A 14934-nucleotide genomic window follows, 5' to 3' on the forward strand; every position below is an offset into this window, starting at 1 on the left:
GGCGGCGGACTCTCGTCTGGTGAACGGTGCAGGCATGGGGGGGGTAGGGGGGAACGGGCGGCGGGACCGGCCCGGCGGCCGATCGGTCAGGAGTGGAAGGGCAGGCCCGCGTCGGCGACCAGGTCGAGGTCGTCGCTGTAGCGTGGCGGCAGCAGGGTGGCCGAGCCGTCGGTGACCGGGACGATGCCCAGCTCCAGCAGCTCCGTCATGGCCGCGTGACCGGCCATGTCCCGTACCTGGAGCTGGTAGCGGGCGGTGGTGCGGTACGCGCCTCCGGCGTCGTCGCCGGTGCGCTGGAGGAAGCCGGACTCGGTGAGGAAGGCGACGGCCTTGCCGACGATGCCGGTGGTGGAACCGGCCAGCCGCCGCGCGTCCTTCGTGGCGCCGGTGGCGCTGCGCCGTGAGTAGATCCGCCAGGCGACTTCGAGGCCGGGGGCGTCTGTGGACGGGTCGGTGTTCTCGCCGTCCTCCTCGGCGCGTTCCTCCAGCCGCCGGCAGGCCTGGCGGACGAAGCCGTCGACCCCGTTGACCGTGATCCGGCCGATGTAACCGTCGTCGGCGAGGTCCTCGGGCCGGGGGAACGACATGGCGGCGACGGCCAGATGGGCGAGGCCGTGCAGGAAGCGGTCGGCGGAGTCGGTGGCGGCGCGGCGCGCGTAGTCGCCCATCCGGACGGCGAAGACGGAGTCCTCGGCGGCGGTGACGGCCATGCCGGCGCGGGGGGAGACCTCCAGGACGATGAGGCCGAAGCCGGTGGCGACGGCGTCGGCGATCCGGGCGAAGGCGGTGTCCTCGCGGTAGCGGCGGAGCAGCTCGGTGTACTCCGTGTCGCGGGCGGGGAGCAGCTTGGGCTGGAGGCCGAAGGAGACGAGCCGGGCGGCGTCGGCCGCGTCGGCGGGGGTGACCGAACCGCTCGCCGCCGGGACGGCGCGCTCGGCCGTCTCCACGACGGCGGGCTCGCCCCACGCGGCGGAGTGCTCGGCGTGGTGGTCGCTCACGGGGACTGCTCCTTGCGGTGGGGGGTGGCTGTGACGAGAACGACCCGACGACCCGACCGGGCACGGCCGCCGCGCCACGGGGATCCGCGCCCCGGTCTCGCCCTTCCTGCCTTTTCTGTACGGCTCCGATCCGCGCCGCCCATCGCCCGGCGGGGCCGCGTCGGCGGTCCACCGCGGCGGCGGGCACGATCCCCGGGGCGCGCCGGGCTTGTCGCCGGCCACGGGGCAGCCGAAGACTCGGACGCGGGAGGGACAGGCACCGGCCGCCAGGACGCCAGGGGCCTGGCCACCGAAGGCGCTGTCGCCGACCGCCCGGACGTCAGAAAGAAGGCGGCTCGACGCCGAGTTGCTGAAAGCGGGCGCGCCGGCGGGAAGGCCGCCCGAGGACGAGCCGTCGCCGAAAGCCGCGTCGTCGGGTTCACGCTGCCTCCGTGCGGGCCGCCGTCATGCCCGCCACGTCCAGGAGCGCCGTACCCACTATCAGGTCGGCCCCGCCGAACTCCGGGTCGTGCAGGGGGGTGCCGTCGTCCACGGCGAACAGCAGGCGCTCCTCGCCCTGGCGGTAGGCCGTGCCCACGGGAGGGCTGGCCGCGTGGATGGCCAGCAGAGCCACCAGGTAGGGCAGTTCGGGGTCGCGGAGGCGCGCCTCGACGAGGAGGCCCGAGAGGCGGCGCGGGGCGTCGTGTTCCAGCGTGAGCAGTTCCATCGCGCTCGCCAGCTGCTCCTCGCTGAACCGGCTGTCGTCAGGCGTCGCGATCAGGTCCGGCTCCGGCATCTCCGCGCCGAGGTGCTCGCGCTCGACCGGGGGCGTCAGCAGGAGGTCGATCAGGTCGCCGACCCGGACGGACACCGGCGTACGCAGTCCGGTGCCCCGGGCGAAGAACGCGTCCGTCACGCGCGTCGCCTGCTCCACCGGCAGCGGCAGCAGCGGGGCGACCAGCTGCCCGTACAGGTCGAGGCCCGTCCGGGCCGACGGACCCGCGAACGCCTGGCGGTCCTGCTCGGCCCGGAACAGCGGTCCGGCCTCCAGCAGCCGGGACTGGAGCTGGGTGTGCCGGCGGATGCAGTCCTTGACGATGTCGACCAGCTCGGCGGCGCGCCGCTTGTGTTCGGCGGTCTTGGGGTCGTTCCCCGTCTCGGCCTCGTCGCGGGCCTTGCGGATGTTCGTGAGGATCGCGTTCTCGTGGCGGTACCGGTCGGCGACATGGTCGAGCGCTTCGTCGATCATGTCCGGGACGGCGTTGAGCCAGTCGACCGCGCGGACGTTGCGCCGCGTCGCCTCCAGCGTCCGCCGCAGCGTTTCCGCGTACTGCACCGTGCGGTACCTGGCCTGTTCGGCGGCGAGCTGCGCGTCCGCGAGGCGGCCGCGGTTGATCAGGACCTCCAGCTTGACCTCGGCGGCGATCTGGGCGCTGGTGACGTCCGTGTCGAGGGCGCCCACCAGTACGTTGACCGCTTCGTCCGTCGTGCGGAGGTAGACGCTCCCGCCGTGCCCGGGGACCTCCTCGATGAGCTTGAAGTCGTAGTCCCGGCGGGTGTAGACGCCGTCGGTGCCGAACGTCCCGTACACCGCGCGAAAACCGCGGTCCACGCTGCCGACGTTGATCAGGTTCTCCAGCACCCAGCGGGCGACCCGCTCGTGCTCGGCGGCCGGGCGGCGCGGAGCCTGCGCGGCGACGCGCGGCAGCAGCCGGGCGACGATCTGCTCGTGGTCGGCGCCGGTGTCGAAGTCCATGTTCAGCGTGACCAGATCGATCGCGGAGAGCGCGACCTCGGCCATCGCGTATATCGAGTACTCCCCCGCGAGGTTGGCCTTCCGGGTGTCCAGATCGTGCAGGGGCGCCGTGCACGCGAGCGCGCGCAGCCGCCGCGCCAGCCCTTCGTCGGCGGCCGGGCCCTGTGCGGGCCGCGGCCCCGCGCTGAGCTGGGGCGGAACGAATTCCGGCGAGGCAGGCGAAGTCACGTTGCACAGATTAGATCCTCGGACTGACAACGGTCGAAACGGCGCAGAAGCGACCCGCGCGGTGGCCGGTCCGTGTCGTGCGGTCGCCACAGATCCAGATCCAGCTACGGCTACGGCTACGGCTGCGCCACCCTGCGCGCGTACACCTCCACCAGCTGCTCGCGCGAGTCGTCCAGATACGCGGCCAGCAGCCGCTCCGACCCGTCCCTGTCCCCCGACCTGAGCGACTCCAGCAGCACGCGGTTGCGGACGAGATACGGCTGGTGCAGACGCCGGGGATCGCCCACGACATGGAAGGCGAGCCGCAGTTCGGCCACGACTCCGCGCATCAGTTCGTCGGTGCGCGAGCTGCCCGCGAGGGCGACCAGCTCGCGGTGGAAGTGGATGTTGGCCGTCGCGACCCCGGTCCAGATCCCGTCCTCGGATGCCTGTTCGCCCGCGCCGACGGCCGCCTCCAGTCCGCCCAGGAGGTACGGCGGCTCACCGAGCCCGCGCACGACCGCGCATTCGACCAGCCGGCGGGTGCGGTAGATGTCCTCGACGTCCTCGACGGCGAGGACCCGGACGAAGACCCCCCGGTTCAGTTCGTGGACGAGCAGCCGTTCGTGGGTGAGCAGCCGGAACGCCTCACGCAGCGTGTTGCGCGAGACCCCGAGCGCCCCGCCGATGGCCTCCTCGGAGAGCCGCTCCCCCGGCCGGAAGTACCCGTCGGCGATCCGGGTGCGCAGGATGTCCGCGACCCGTTCCGCCGTACTCGTACGGCCCAGCAGCGCCCGGTCGTCGGCCAGTTCACCCACAGCGCCTTCTCTCCCCCGCCGTCGTCACGCGTCCGCCCCGCCTCAGGACGTCCATCGTAAGGAGCAGTCGACCGGAAACAAGAACGAAACCACAAGACTGTTGTCGGATCGTTCAACAATCCTCTACCTTGGGGTCAGCTCAAGGTCCCGGCACTCTCTCCCTCCTCCCCTTTGAGGTGCAGATGAGCACGACCCAAGCACGTCTGACCAAGGACGAACTCCCCGAGGACACCGGCACGTTCGCCTGGTTCCGCGCCCTCGGCCCGCAGGGGCGCCGCGCGTTCGGCGGCGCGTTCGGCGGATACGGCCTGGATTCCTACGACTTCTTCACCCTGCCGCTCAGCATGGTGGCGATCGCCGCCTACTTCGGGCTCGACAGCGGCCAGACCGGCCTCCTCACCACCGTGACCCTCGTCGTCTCGGCCGTCGGGGGAGCCCTCGCGGGCATCCTGGCCGACCGCATCGGCCGGGTGAGGGCCCTGATGATCACCGTGGGGACGTACGCGGTCTTCACCGTCCTGTGCGGCTTCGCGCCCAACTACGAGACCCTGCTGCTCTTCCGTGCCCTCCAGGGCCTCGGTTTCGGCGGCGAGTGGGCCGTCGGCGCGATCCTGGTCGCGGAGTACGCGAGCGGCAAGCACCGGGGCCGCACCCTCGGCGCCGTCCAGAGCGCCTGGGCGGCCGGCTGGGCGCTCGCGGTGATCGTCTACACGCTCGTGTTCCAGTTCCTCGACGCGGACACCGCCTGGCGGGTGATGTTCTGGACCGGCGCCCTGCCGGCGCTGCTGATCATCTACGTACGGCGCAACGTCAAGGACGCCCCGGAGGCCGCTCAACAGCGGCGCGAGAGCGCCGAGAAGGGCGCCTTCACCACGATCTTCCGTACGGGCCTGCTCCGTACGACGCTCTTCGCGACCCTCATGTCCGCCGGGGTGCAGGGGGGTTACTACACGCTCGCCACCTGGGTGCCCACGTACCTCAAGACCGAGCGCGGGCTCAGCGTCGTCGGCACCGGCGGGTATCTCACGTTCCTGATCTCCGGGGCCTTCCTCGGCTATCTGACGGGGGGTTACCTCACCGACCGGCTCGGCAGGAAGAAGAACATCGCGATCTTCGCCGTGCTGTCCGCGCTCGCCATCCTGGTGTACGTCAACATTCCCGCGTCGGCGGACGGCCTGCTGCTCGTCCTCGGATTCCCGCTCGGCTTCTGCATGTCGGCCATCTTCAGCGGCTTCGGCTCGTTCCTCAGTGAGCTGTATCCGACCGCCGTGCGCGGTACGGGCCAGGGCTTCACGTACAACACCGGGCGCGCCGTCGGCGCGTTCTTCCCCACCCTCGTCGGTTTCCTGGCCACCAGCTGGGGCGTTGGCGGCGCTCTGGTCTTCGGGGCCGTCGGCTACGGTCTCGCGGTAGTCGCGCTGTTCGGCCTCCCGGAGACCCGTGGGCGCGAACTGCTGTGAATCGCAGGACTGTTACGACCGGAAGGTGACTCCATGACCTGGGCGTCCGTCGATCTCAACGCCGACCTGGGCGAGGGCTTCGGCCGCTGGCGGCTGACCGACGACGAGCAGCTGCTCTCCGTCGTCACCAGCGCCAACGTGGCCTGCGGCTTCCACGCCGGGGACGCGGCCACCATGCGGCGGGTCTGCGCCTGGGCCGTCGAGCGGGGGGTACGGATCGGCGCCCAGGTCTCCTACCGGGATCTGGCGGGCTTCGGGCGGCGGTCGATGGACGTGCCGCCGGACGAGCTGGCCGCCGAGATCGCCTACCAGATCGGCGCGTTGGAGGTCTTCGCGAAGGCGGCCGGCGCGCGGGTCGCGTACGTGAAGCCGCACGGCGCGCTCTACAACCGGGTGGTACACGACGCGGAACAGGCGGAGGCCGTCGTGGAGGGCGTCAAACTCACCGGCGAGCGGCTGCCGTTGCTCGGCCTGCCGGGCTCGCGACTGCACGACCTGGCGGAGAAGGCCGGACTGCCCGTGATCACCGAGGCGTTCGCGGACCGCGCGTACACACCGGAGGGCACGCTGGTGCCCCGTGGCCAGGAGGGCGCGGTGATCACCGACGCGGCGGCCGTGGTCGAACGGTCCGTGTCCATGGCGCGGTTCGGTGTGCTGACCTCGCGGTGCGGGCAGTCGGTCAGTGTCCGCGCGCGCTCGCTGTGCCTGCACGGGGACACGCCGGGCGCCGTCGACCTGGCGCGGCGCGTGCGGAGCCAACTGGAGGCGGCCGGGGTCCGGGTGGAGGCCTTCGTATGAGTGTGACGCCGGTGGAGGCCGATGGAGAAAGCCTTCGTATGTCCGTGACTCCGGTGGAGGCCCTCGTATGAGTCCGACCGCGCGTCCCTATCGCGGTACGGCCCTGCCCGTCGGCGACCGGGCGCTGCTCGTGGAGCTGGCCGACGGCGAGGAAACGGCGGCCTTCCGGGCCGAGTTGCTGCGCCGGCGCGCCGCCGGGACCCTCCCCGCCGTACGGGAGATCGTGCCGGCGGCGCGCACGGTGCTGCTCGACGGACTGGACGACCCGGCCGGTTTCGCGGCCGGGCTGCTCACCTGGGAGCTGCCCCCTCCCGACTCCCCGGGGTCGGCCACCGTCAGCCTGCCGGTCCGCTACGACGGACCCGACCTGGCGGAGGTGGCGGCGCTGTGGGGAATGTCGGAGCGGGAGGTGGTACGGATCCACACGGCGGCCGAATTCCGGGTCGCCTTCTGCGGGTTCGCGCCCGGCTTCGGCTATCTCACCGGACTCGGCGAGCGGTACGCCGTTCCTCGCAGGGCCACGCCCCGGACGGCTGTCCCGGCGGGCTCGGTCGGTCTCGCGGGGCCGTACACCGGGGTGTACCCGCGCTCCTCGCCCGGTGGTTGGCAGGTGATCGGGACGACGGACACCGTGCTGTGGGACGCGTCGCGCGAGCCGGCCGCCCTCCTCTCCCCGGGGACGCGCGTGCGTTTCACGGCGGTGGAGGACGACGGGCACGGGAGCAAGGGCCGATGACGGACCGGGCGTTGGCCGTCGTGCGGGCCGGGGCGCTGACCACCGTGCAGGATCTCGGGCGGCACGGCCACGCGCACCTGGGTGTGCCCCGCTCCGGGGCGCTCGATCCGCCCGCGCTGCGGCTGGGCAACCGGCTGGTGGGCAATCCGGAGGGCGCGGCAGCACTGGAGACAACCCTCAACGGCGTTGCGGTCCGGCCGCGTTGCACGGTCCAGGTGGCCGTGACGGGCGCGCCGTGCGGGGTGACCGTGGACGGCCGCCCGGTGGCGTGGGGGCAGTCCGTACGGGTCCCGGCGGGGGCGCTGCTCGATGTCGGCCACGCGGTGTCCGGGGTCCGGAGTTATCTGGCGTTCGGCGGCGGGGTCGCGGTGGAGCCCGTGCTGGGCAGCCGGTCCACCGACCTCCTGTCGGGGCTCGGCCCCGCGCCCCTGCGCGACGGTACGGTCCTGCCGCTGGGACCCCGAGGGGGTTCGGCGGCCCCGGCCGACGCGGTGCCGGCGCAGGCGCCGCCCGTCGAACTGGTGTTGCGGGTACGGCTGGGGCCGCGCGACCACTGGTTCACGGACGCGGCCCTGCGGACGCTCGCCTCCGCCGTCTACCGGGTGTCCTCCGCGAGCAACCGCATCGGCCTGCGCACGGAGGGGCCCGCGCTGGAGCGCGCGGTGACCGGTGAACTGCCCAGCGAGGGCATGGTGCTCGGCGCGGTGCAAGTGCCGCCGGACGGGCAGCCGTTGGTGTTCCTCGCCGACCATCCGACGACCGGGGGCTATCCGGTGGTCGCGGTCGTGCGGGAGGCGGACCTCGCGGCGGCGGCGCAGGCGGTCCCCGGCACGCCGATCCGCTTCGTCCCGTACGGCCGGCCCACTCCCCGTACGGACTGATCTCAGGCCCCGTCCGCCGTCCCGTACCCACCGCCGCCCGGTGTCCGCATCACCAGGACGTCGTCCGCTCCCGCCTCCACGGAGTCGACCCCTTCCAGCGGCGTGACCGAACCGTCCGCGCGTTCCAGGGAGTTGTCGCCGAGCGCGCCGGGGCCGCCGCCGGCCATCCCGTACGGAGCCGCCCTGCGGTGTCCGGTGAGGAGGGTCACCGTCATCGGCTCCAGGAAGCGGATGCGCCGTACGACTCCCTCGCCGCCCCGCCATCGTCCGGTGCCGCCGCTGCCCTCCCGGACGGCGAAGCTGTCCACCCGTACGGGATACCGCCACTCCAGCACCTCGGGGTCGGTGAGGCGGGAGTTGGTCATGTGGGTCTGTACGGCGTCGGCGCCGTCGAAGGCGTCGCCCGCGCCCGAGCCGCTGGCGACAGTCTCGTAGTACTGCACCCGGTCGTTGCCGAAGGTGAGGTTGTTCATGGTGCCTGAGCCCTCCGCCTGGATCCCGAGCGCCGCGTACAGCGCGCCCGTGACGGCCTGGGAGATCTCCACGTTGCCCGCCACGGTGGCCGCGGGGTAGGCGGGTGCGAGCATCGACCCGTCCGGTACGCGCACCTCAAGGGGGACCAGGCAGCCGCTGTTGAGCGGGATGTCGTCGGCCACGAGCGTGCGGAAGACGTACAGGACGGCCGCCATCACCACGGACCGGGGCGCGTTGAAGTTGCCCGGCTGCTGTGGCGAGGTGCCGGCGAAGTCCACGACCGCGCTACGGTCCGCCCGGTCGACCCGGAGGGCGACCTCGATCACAGCGCCCGAGTCGGTCTCGTAGCGGTACGAGCCGTCGTGGAGGTCGGCGATGATGCGCCGTACGGACTCCTCGGCGTTGCGCCGTACGTGTCCCATGTACGCCTGCACCACGTCGAGGCCGAACTCGCCCACCATGGCGTGGAGTTCGGCGATACCCTTCTCGTTCGCCGCGATCTGGGCGCGCAGGTCCGCGAGGTTGGTGTCCGGGTCGCGGGACGGGTGCCGGGCGCCGGTGAGCAGGTCCCGCGTCTCCTCCTCCCGCAGCCGGCCGTCCCTGACGAGCAGCCAGTTGTCGAACAGCACGCCCTCTTCGTGGATGTCGGTGCTGAAGGCCGGCATGGAGCCGGGGGTGATGCCGCCGATCTCGGCGTGGTGGCCACGCGAGGCCACCAGGAACTGGAGCTCCCCGCCCCCCTCGTCGAAGACGGGGGTCACGACCGTCACATCGGGCAGATGGGTGCCGCCGTGGTACGGATCGTTGATGGCGTACACGTCGCCGGGGCGCAACTCGCCCCCGTTGCGCCGCAGCACCTCCTTGATGGATTCGCCCATCGACCCCAAGTGGACGGGGATGTGGGGGGCGTTGGCGATCAGGTTGCCCTCGGCGTCGAAGAGGGCGCACGAGAAGTCCAGCCGCTCCTTGATGTTGACCGAGTGGGCGGTGTTCTCCAGGCGCACGCCCATCTGTTCGGCGATGGCCATGAAGAGGTTGTTGAAGACCTCCAGCAGCACCGGGTCGACGTCCGTGCCGACCGCGACCCGCGTGGGCCGGGGCCGTACACGGCTCAGCAGCAGATGACCCGACTCCGCCGCCCTCGCCCGCCACCCCGGCTCGACGATCGTGGTGGCGTCGGGCTCGGTGATCACGGCGGGGCCGGTGACGGTGGCGCCCGTACGGAGGTCGGCGCGCCGGTGGAGCGGGGTGTCCCGGACCCGGCCGTCCACGAACATGCCGGTCAGGGCGTACGGCTCGGGCTCGGCCTCCGCCCCGGCATCGGTGAGAGCCTGCCCCGCCGGCCCGGGCCGGGGCTCGCCGCCCGCCGCCCCGATCGCTTCGACCGAGACCGCCTCCACCACCAGCGGCTTGTCCATCGTGAAGGCGTAGCGGGAACGGTGTTCGGCGAGGAAGGCCTCCGCCATCGCCGGAACGGTGTCCAGGGCGACGGGCAGGCTCGCGTCCGTACCGGCATACCGCAGGAGCACGCGCGCGTGGGTGGTGATCGCGTCGTCCAGTACGGAATCGGCGCGCAGATCGGCGCGGGTGCGCGCGGCCAGGTCGTCACACACCTCGCGCACGTGACGCAGCGCCGGTCCGGTCAACTCGGCCTCGACGGACTGCTCGCGCATGGCGGTCGCGTCGGCGAGACCGATGCCGTACGCGGACAGGACCCCGGCGAGCGGGGGCACGATCACGGTGTCGATGCCCAGGGCGTCGGCGACCGCGCACGCGTGCTGGCCGCCCGCGCCGCCGAAGCTGGTGAGGGCGTAGCGGGTGATGTCGTGTCCGCGCTGTACGGAGATCTTCTTGACGGCGTTCGCCATGTTGAGGACGGCGATCTCCAGGTAACCGGCGGCGACTTGCTCCGGCGAGCGGCGGGCGCCGGTGGCCTTGGTCACGTCTCCGGCCAGTTCCACGAAGCGGGCCCGTACGGCCCCGGCGTCCAGCGGCAGGTCGCCGTCGGGGCCGAACACCGCCGGGAAATGGGCCGGTTGGATCCGGCCGAGCATCACATGGGCGTCGGTGACGGTGAGCGGGCCGCCGCGCCGGTAGCAGGCGGGGCCCGGTACGGCGCCCGCCGAGTCGGGGCCGACGCGGTAGCGCTGTCCGTCGAAGTGCAGAACGGATCCGCCGCCCGCGGCGACGGTGTGGATGTTCATCATGGGGGCGCGCATCCGGACGCCGGCGACCTGGGTGCCCAGTTCGCGCTCGAACTCGCCCGCGTAGTGGGAGACATCGGTGGAGGTGCCGCCCATGTCGAAGCCGATGACACGGTCGAAGCCGGCCTGTTCGGACGTACGGACCATGCCGACGACGCCGCCGGCCGGGCCCGACAGCACGGCGTCCTTGCCGCGGAAGTGGGCGGCTTCGCGCAGTCCGCCGTTGGACTGCATGAACATGAGCCGGATGCCGCGCAGTTCACCGGCGATCTCCTCGACGTACCGGCGCAGGATCGGGGAGAGATAGGCGTCCACGACGGTCGTGTCCCCGCGCGGGACCAGCTTGATCAGCGGGCTGACCTCGTGGGAGCAGCTGACCTGGGTGAAGCCCACGGCACGGGCGGCGTCGGCGACGGCGGTCTCGTGGGCGGGGTGGCGGTAGCCGTGCATCAGGACCACGGCGGCGCTGCGGAAGCCGTCGTCGTGGGCGGCGCGCAGGGCGTCGGTGACGGGGTCCAGGTCGAGCGGCCGGACGGTGGCGCCGTGCGCGTCGATCCGTTCCGGGACCTCCACGACCCGCTCGTACACCGCCTCGGGCAGGACGATCCTGCGGTCGAAGAGCCGGGGGCGGTTCTGGTACGCGATCCGCAGGGCGTCGCGGAAGCCCTCGGTGATCACGAGGACGGTGGGCTCGCCGCGCCGCTCCAGCAGGGCGTTGGTGGCGACGGTCGTGCCCATCTTCACGCCGCGGACGCGCTCGGCGGGGACGGGTTCGCCGGGGCCGAGGCCGAGGAGCAGCCGGATGCCGGCGACGGCCGCGTCCTGGTGGCGCTCCGGCTGGTGGGAGAGCAGTTTGCGGGTGACGAGCCGGCCGTCGGGGCGCCTGCCCACCACGTCGGTGAAGGTGCCGCCCCGGTCGATCCAGAATTCCCAGCGTCCGGTCCCGGTCATTCCCCCATTCTCGCAAGAGATGGCCCGGGAGACCGTGCGCCGAGCGCGGCGAGCGCGCCGGAGAGCGCGTGTTCGGCGTGAAGGTCGAGGCGGGCGGTGGTGCCCCTGGCCCAGTGTTGTACCTCGTCACCGGCCAGGCGCAGCAGTTCGGGCAGCAGGTCCTGGCACCTCCGTACGACCCATCCGGTGCCCGCGGTGGCGAGCCAGGCGAGTGCGGCCGTACGGGTCGGGGGCGGCCGGTCCGCCTCCAGTGAGGGGGCCGGGCCGGGGGCGAGGCCGCGGGCGGCGAGCAGGTCGTGGAAGCGGGCGGCGGTCATCCGGTGGCCGCGCTCGCCCGGGTGCAGCCGGTCGGCGCTCCAGAGGGTCCGGTCGGCGACCCAGGCGGCGTCCGCCATGTGCAGGTGGACCGCGCCGTGGCGTTCGGACAGCGCGTGCACGACGGCGTTGACGGCCCGCTGGCGCCGGGCGAGCGGGCGGGCGAGCGGCGCGGGCAGGCCGAGCATGGTGCCGGGGTCGGGGAGGCAGGCGGTCAGCAGGACGGTGCCGCGCGCGGCGAGGGCGTGACAGACGCGGTCGAGGCGGCGGGCGAGGTCCTGGATGTCGAAGGCGCAGCGCAGGGTGTCGTTGACGCCGACGACGACGGAGGCTAGGTCGGGGGCGAAGTCGAGGGCGGCGGGCAGTTGGTCCTCCTCGACGTCGCGGGTGAGCGCGCCACTGACGGCGAAGTTACGGAAGTCTCCCCCGCCGAGCCCTCCACCGAGCAGGGCGGCCCACCCCCGCCAGCCCCCGTCCACGGGGTCACCGACCCCGGCGGTAAGGGAATCCCCCAGCGCGGCGAACCGGATCCCACGCGACGGAGCGAGACCCCCGGGGCCCGACAGCCGGGCCCCGTCCGGGTCGCCGGGCGCGACCGGGCTGCAGGGCGCGGCCGGGCCGACGCCCCCTGGTGCGGCCCGCCTGACGGAGGACGCCTCGGCAACGGACCCCGACGCCGTGCCGCTGCCCAGGGACGGGTCCGCGACGGACCCGGCAACCGGTCGCAGGACCGCCAGGGCGGCTCCCGGGTCCCGCGGGACCGTGGACGCGTCGGCCGCCGTGGAAGCCGCCGCGCAGGTGGCCGCCCCGGCGGCCGGCCGTGCCACCTCCGTAGGAGCCGACACACACGCGGACACCGGCGCGGACACCCCGGCGGCTCCCGACCCGGCGGGCACCCGTCTCGCCGCACCCCTCTCCGGTGCCGCCTCCCCCGAGGCCTCCCGTGCCGCGGGCGTCCCCGGCCCGCTCACCGTGGCGCCCCGTCCGGGTGGTGGAGTGGGGGCGCGGTGGACACCGGATCGGGCAGCCGTTCGACCGGGCGCAGTGCCTCGGTGTCGTGGGCCGCCAGGAACGCCTCCACCGAGCGGTCCCAGCCGAACAGTTCCGCCCTCGCCCTCGCCGCCGTGCGGCGCTGCGGCTCCGGGTGGCCCAGCAGTGCTTGTACGGCGTCGGCGAAGGCCGCGCCCGTGTCCGCCGCCGACCTGCCCGCGTCGCCGATGACCTCGGGCAGCGCCGACGACGCGCTCGCGACCACCGGTGTGCCGCAGGCCAGCGCCTCCAGGGCCGAGAGCCCGAAGGTCTCGGCGGGTCCCGGCGCCAGGCAGATGTCCGCCGCCGCCTGGAGATCCGCCATGGCGGCCCGGTCCCGCACGTGGCCCAGGAAGAGCGCCGGCAGCCGCTGCGCCTGCGCCCTGCGGACCAGCCCGGCCCGCAGCGGGCCTTCGCCCGCCACGACCAGCACCGCCCGCACACCCCGCGCCCGCAGCTCCGCCAGCGCGTCCAGCGCCGTGCCGGGCCGCTTCTCCACCGACAGCCGGGAGCCGAGCAGCAGCAGGACGTCCGCCCCGCGCGCGTACCGCTCCCGCAGCGCCGGGTCGCGCCGCTCCGGCCGGCACCGCACCAGATCCACCCCCAGCGGCGCCCGCACCACGTTCCGGGCCCCGATGCGCAGGAACTCGCGCTCCGACCACTCCGTGGTGCAGACGATCCGGGAGTACGCCCACGCGCTGCGCAGGTTGATCCGGTCCGCCGTCCGCCCCGCCGCCGCTCCGGGCACGCCCCAGGTCCGCAGCACCCCGTCGGCGGTCTCGTGGGAGACCATCACGGACGGCACGCGGTGGCGGCGCGCCCACTCCCCGGTCCAGCGCAGGGTGGTCCTGTCGGACACCTCCAGCCGGTCAGGACGGATCTGTTCGAGCACCTCCCGCAGCCGCCGCCGCGCGGTCAGGACGCGGTAGCCGCCGGTGCCGGGCAGCACCGGGCCCGGCAGGGTGATCACCCGTCCCTGCGTGGTGTGCTCGTCGGTGTCCCGCTCCCCCGGCACGATCAGCACCGGTTCGTGCCCGGCCGCCAGGTAGCCGCTGCCCAGCTCCTGGAGCGCGGTGCGCAGGCCGCCGGAGGCCGGGGTGACGAAGTTGGCCAGCCGTACGATCCGCAGGCCGCCTCCTACAGAGGCAGACGGAAGGGACGAACCCGCCGCGTTCACGCGACCACCGCCGTGCGGGCGCCGAGGACGGCCGCGTAGTGGTCGATCAGCTGGTCCCCGACCACCGCCCAGGTGCGCCCCTCGACCGTGGCCCGGGCCACGCGTCCGTAGGAGGCGCGCAGGACGGGCGCGTGGGCGAGGTCCTCGACGGCCCGGGTGACGGCGTCGGTGTCGAGGGGCGTCACGAGCGTTCCCGTACGGCCGTGGTCCACGAGGTCGAGCGGTCCGCCCGCCGCGGGCGCGATCACCGGCACCCCGCTGGCCATCGCCTCCTGCACGGTCTGGCAGAAGGTTTCGTACGGGCCGGTGTGCGCGAAGACGTCGAAGGACGCGAAGGTCCTGGCCAGTTCGTCTCCGGTGGTACGGCCCAGGAAGAGCGCGCCGGGCAGCGCGCCCCGCAGTGACGCCTCGCTGGGGCCGTCCCCGACGATCACCACCCGGACGCCCGGCAGCGCGCAGACGCCCGCCAGGAGTTCCACGTGCTTCTCGGGCGCCAGCCGGCCGACGTAACCGACGATCAGCTCACCGTTCGGCGCGAACCGCCGCCGCAGCGCCTCGTCGCGCAGCTCCGGCCGGAACCGTACGGTGTCCACCCCGCGCGGCCACAGGCTGACCCGGGGAATGCCGTGCGCGGCGAGATCGCGGACGGCGGCGCTGGACGGCGCGAGGGTGCGGTCGGCGGCGGTGTGGACGGCGCGTATGCGCCGCCAGGCCGCCGCCTCGCCGGCGCCGACGTACGTCCTGGCGTATCCGGCGAGGTCGGTCTGGTAGACGGCGACGGCGGGGACGCCGAGCCGGGTGGCGGCCGACATGCCGCGCACGCCGAGCACGAAGGGGCCCGCCAGGTGGACGAGGTCGGCGCGGTGCGCGGCGATCGTCGCGGCCACCCGCCGGCTGGGCAGTGCCACCCGGACCTGCGGATAGCCGGGGAGCGGGAGTGAGGGCACACGTACCACGGGGCACGGTGAGTCGATCTCGTCGTCGCCGGCGACGGCCGGGGCGATGACGAGCGGGTCATGACCGCGCGCGGCGAGGTGCCGGGCGGTCTGGAGGGCGCAATGGGCCACGCCGTTGACGTCGGGCGGGTAGGACTCGGTGACAATGACGACACGCATGCTCGTGTTGTCGTCCTGCCGGACGTGTCCCTGCCA

Annotated in this window: 11 protein-coding genes; 4 read left to right on the forward strand and 7 right to left on the reverse strand. The window is 73.6% G+C overall.

Annotated features, from left to right (window positions below; genetic code table 11):
• Positions 1 to 86 precede the first annotated feature (86 nt).
• From ACIO1C_RS21410 to ACIO1C_RS21420, 3 genes are all read right to left on the reverse strand, one after another.
• Positions 87 to 998 (reverse strand): hypothetical protein, encoded by a 912-nt coding sequence (locus ACIO1C_RS21410; RefSeq protein ID WP_401865867.1) that lies wholly within the window; start codon positions 996 to 998, stop codon positions 87 to 89.
• 418 nt (positions 999 to 1416) lie between these two features.
• On the reverse strand, positions 1417 to 2961 hold the full coding sequence (locus ACIO1C_RS21415; RefSeq protein WP_401865869.1) for a hypothetical protein: 1545 nt from the start codon (positions 2959 to 2961) through the stop codon (positions 1417 to 1419).
• 116 nt (positions 2962 to 3077) lie between these two features.
• A complete protein-coding gene (locus ACIO1C_RS21420; protein WP_401865871.1) occupies positions 3078 to 3758 on the reverse strand; it encodes a GntR family transcriptional regulator in 681 nt (226 codons plus the stop codon).
• A gap of 182 nt (positions 3759 to 3940) precedes the next feature.
• Here ACIO1C_RS21420 and ACIO1C_RS21425 point away from each other — a divergent pair, with 182 nt between their 5' ends.
• The 4 genes from ACIO1C_RS21425 (at position 3941) to ACIO1C_RS21440 (ending at position 7633) form a co-directional block, all read left to right on the forward strand.
• On the forward strand, positions 3941 to 5218 hold the full coding sequence (locus ACIO1C_RS21425; RefSeq protein ID WP_401865873.1) for an MFS transporter: 1278 nt from the start codon (positions 3941 to 3943) through the stop codon (positions 5216 to 5218).
• A gap of 33 nt (positions 5219 to 5251) precedes the next feature.
• Positions 5252 to 6016, forward strand: coding sequence for a LamB/YcsF family protein (locus ACIO1C_RS21430; protein ID WP_401865875.1), 765 nt, complete (start codon positions 5252 to 5254; stop codon positions 6014 to 6016).
• Between the two features lie 67 nt (positions 6017 to 6083).
• Complete coding sequence (gene pxpB / locus ACIO1C_RS21435) at positions 6084 to 6752, forward strand: 5-oxoprolinase subunit PxpB (protein WP_401865877.1); 669 nt, start codon at positions 6084 to 6086, stop codon at positions 6750 to 6752.
• Positions 6749 to 7633, forward strand: coding sequence for a biotin-dependent carboxyltransferase family protein (locus tag ACIO1C_RS21440; RefSeq protein ID WP_401865879.1), 885 nt, complete (start codon positions 6749 to 6751; stop codon positions 7631 to 7633). The genes pxpB and ACIO1C_RS21440 overlap by 4 nt, the downstream gene beginning before the upstream one ends.
• Before the next feature lie 2 nt (positions 7634 to 7635).
• Here ACIO1C_RS21440 and ACIO1C_RS21445 read toward each other — a convergent pair whose 3' ends face one another.
• From ACIO1C_RS21445 to ACIO1C_RS21460, 4 genes are all read right to left on the reverse strand, one after another.
• Complete coding sequence (locus tag ACIO1C_RS21445) at positions 7636 to 11262, reverse strand: hydantoinase B/oxoprolinase family protein (RefSeq protein WP_401865881.1); 3627 nt, start codon at positions 11260 to 11262, stop codon at positions 7636 to 7638.
• Complete coding sequence (locus ACIO1C_RS21450; RefSeq protein ID WP_401866350.1) at positions 11259 to 12143, reverse strand: SGNH/GDSL hydrolase family protein; 885 nt, start codon at positions 12141 to 12143, stop codon at positions 11259 to 11261. Before ACIO1C_RS21450 ends, ACIO1C_RS21445 begins: the two co-directional genes overlap by 4 nt.
• Positions 12144 to 12544: 401 nt before the next feature.
• On the reverse strand, positions 12545 to 13783 hold the full coding sequence (locus tag ACIO1C_RS21455) for a glycosyltransferase (protein WP_401865883.1): 1239 nt from the start codon (positions 13781 to 13783) through the stop codon (positions 12545 to 12547).
• Positions 13780 to 14898 carry a glycosyltransferase family 4 protein gene (locus ACIO1C_RS21460; RefSeq protein ID WP_401865885.1) on the reverse strand — a complete coding sequence of 373 codons (1119 nt, stop codon included), beginning with the start codon at positions 14896 to 14898 and terminating at the stop codon, positions 13780 to 13782. Before ACIO1C_RS21460 ends, ACIO1C_RS21455 begins: the two co-directional genes overlap by 4 nt.
• Between the last annotated feature and the right edge of the window lie 36 nt (positions 14899 to 14934).

Source organism: Streptomyces sp. NPDC087420 (assembly GCF_044744165.1).
Lineage (GTDB): Bacteria > Actinomycetota > Actinomycetes > Streptomycetales > Streptomycetaceae > Streptomyces.

Coding starts and splice junctions, on each gene's coding strand:
- ACIO1C_RS21425 (WP_401865873.1), top strand. CDS start 3,941: ATGAGCACGACCCAAGCACGTCTGACCAAGGACGAACTCCCCGAGGAC.
- ACIO1C_RS21430 (WP_401865875.1), top strand. CDS start 5,252: ATGACCTGGGCGTCCGTCGATCTCAACGCCGACCTGGGCGAGGGCTTC.
- pxpB (WP_401865877.1), top strand. CDS start 6,084: ATGAGTCCGACCGCGCGTCCCTATCGCGGTACGGCCCTGCCCGTCGGC.
- ACIO1C_RS21440 (WP_401865879.1), top strand. CDS start 6,749: ATGACGGACCGGGCGTTGGCCGTCGTGCGGGCCGGGGCGCTGACCACC.
- ACIO1C_RS21445 (WP_401865881.1), bottom strand. CDS start 11,262: ATGACCGGGACCGGACGCTGGGAATTCTGGATCGACCGGGGCGGCACC.
- ACIO1C_RS21460 (WP_401865885.1), bottom strand. CDS start 14,898: ATGCGTGTCGTCATTGTCACCGAGTCCTACCCGCCCGACGTCAACGGC.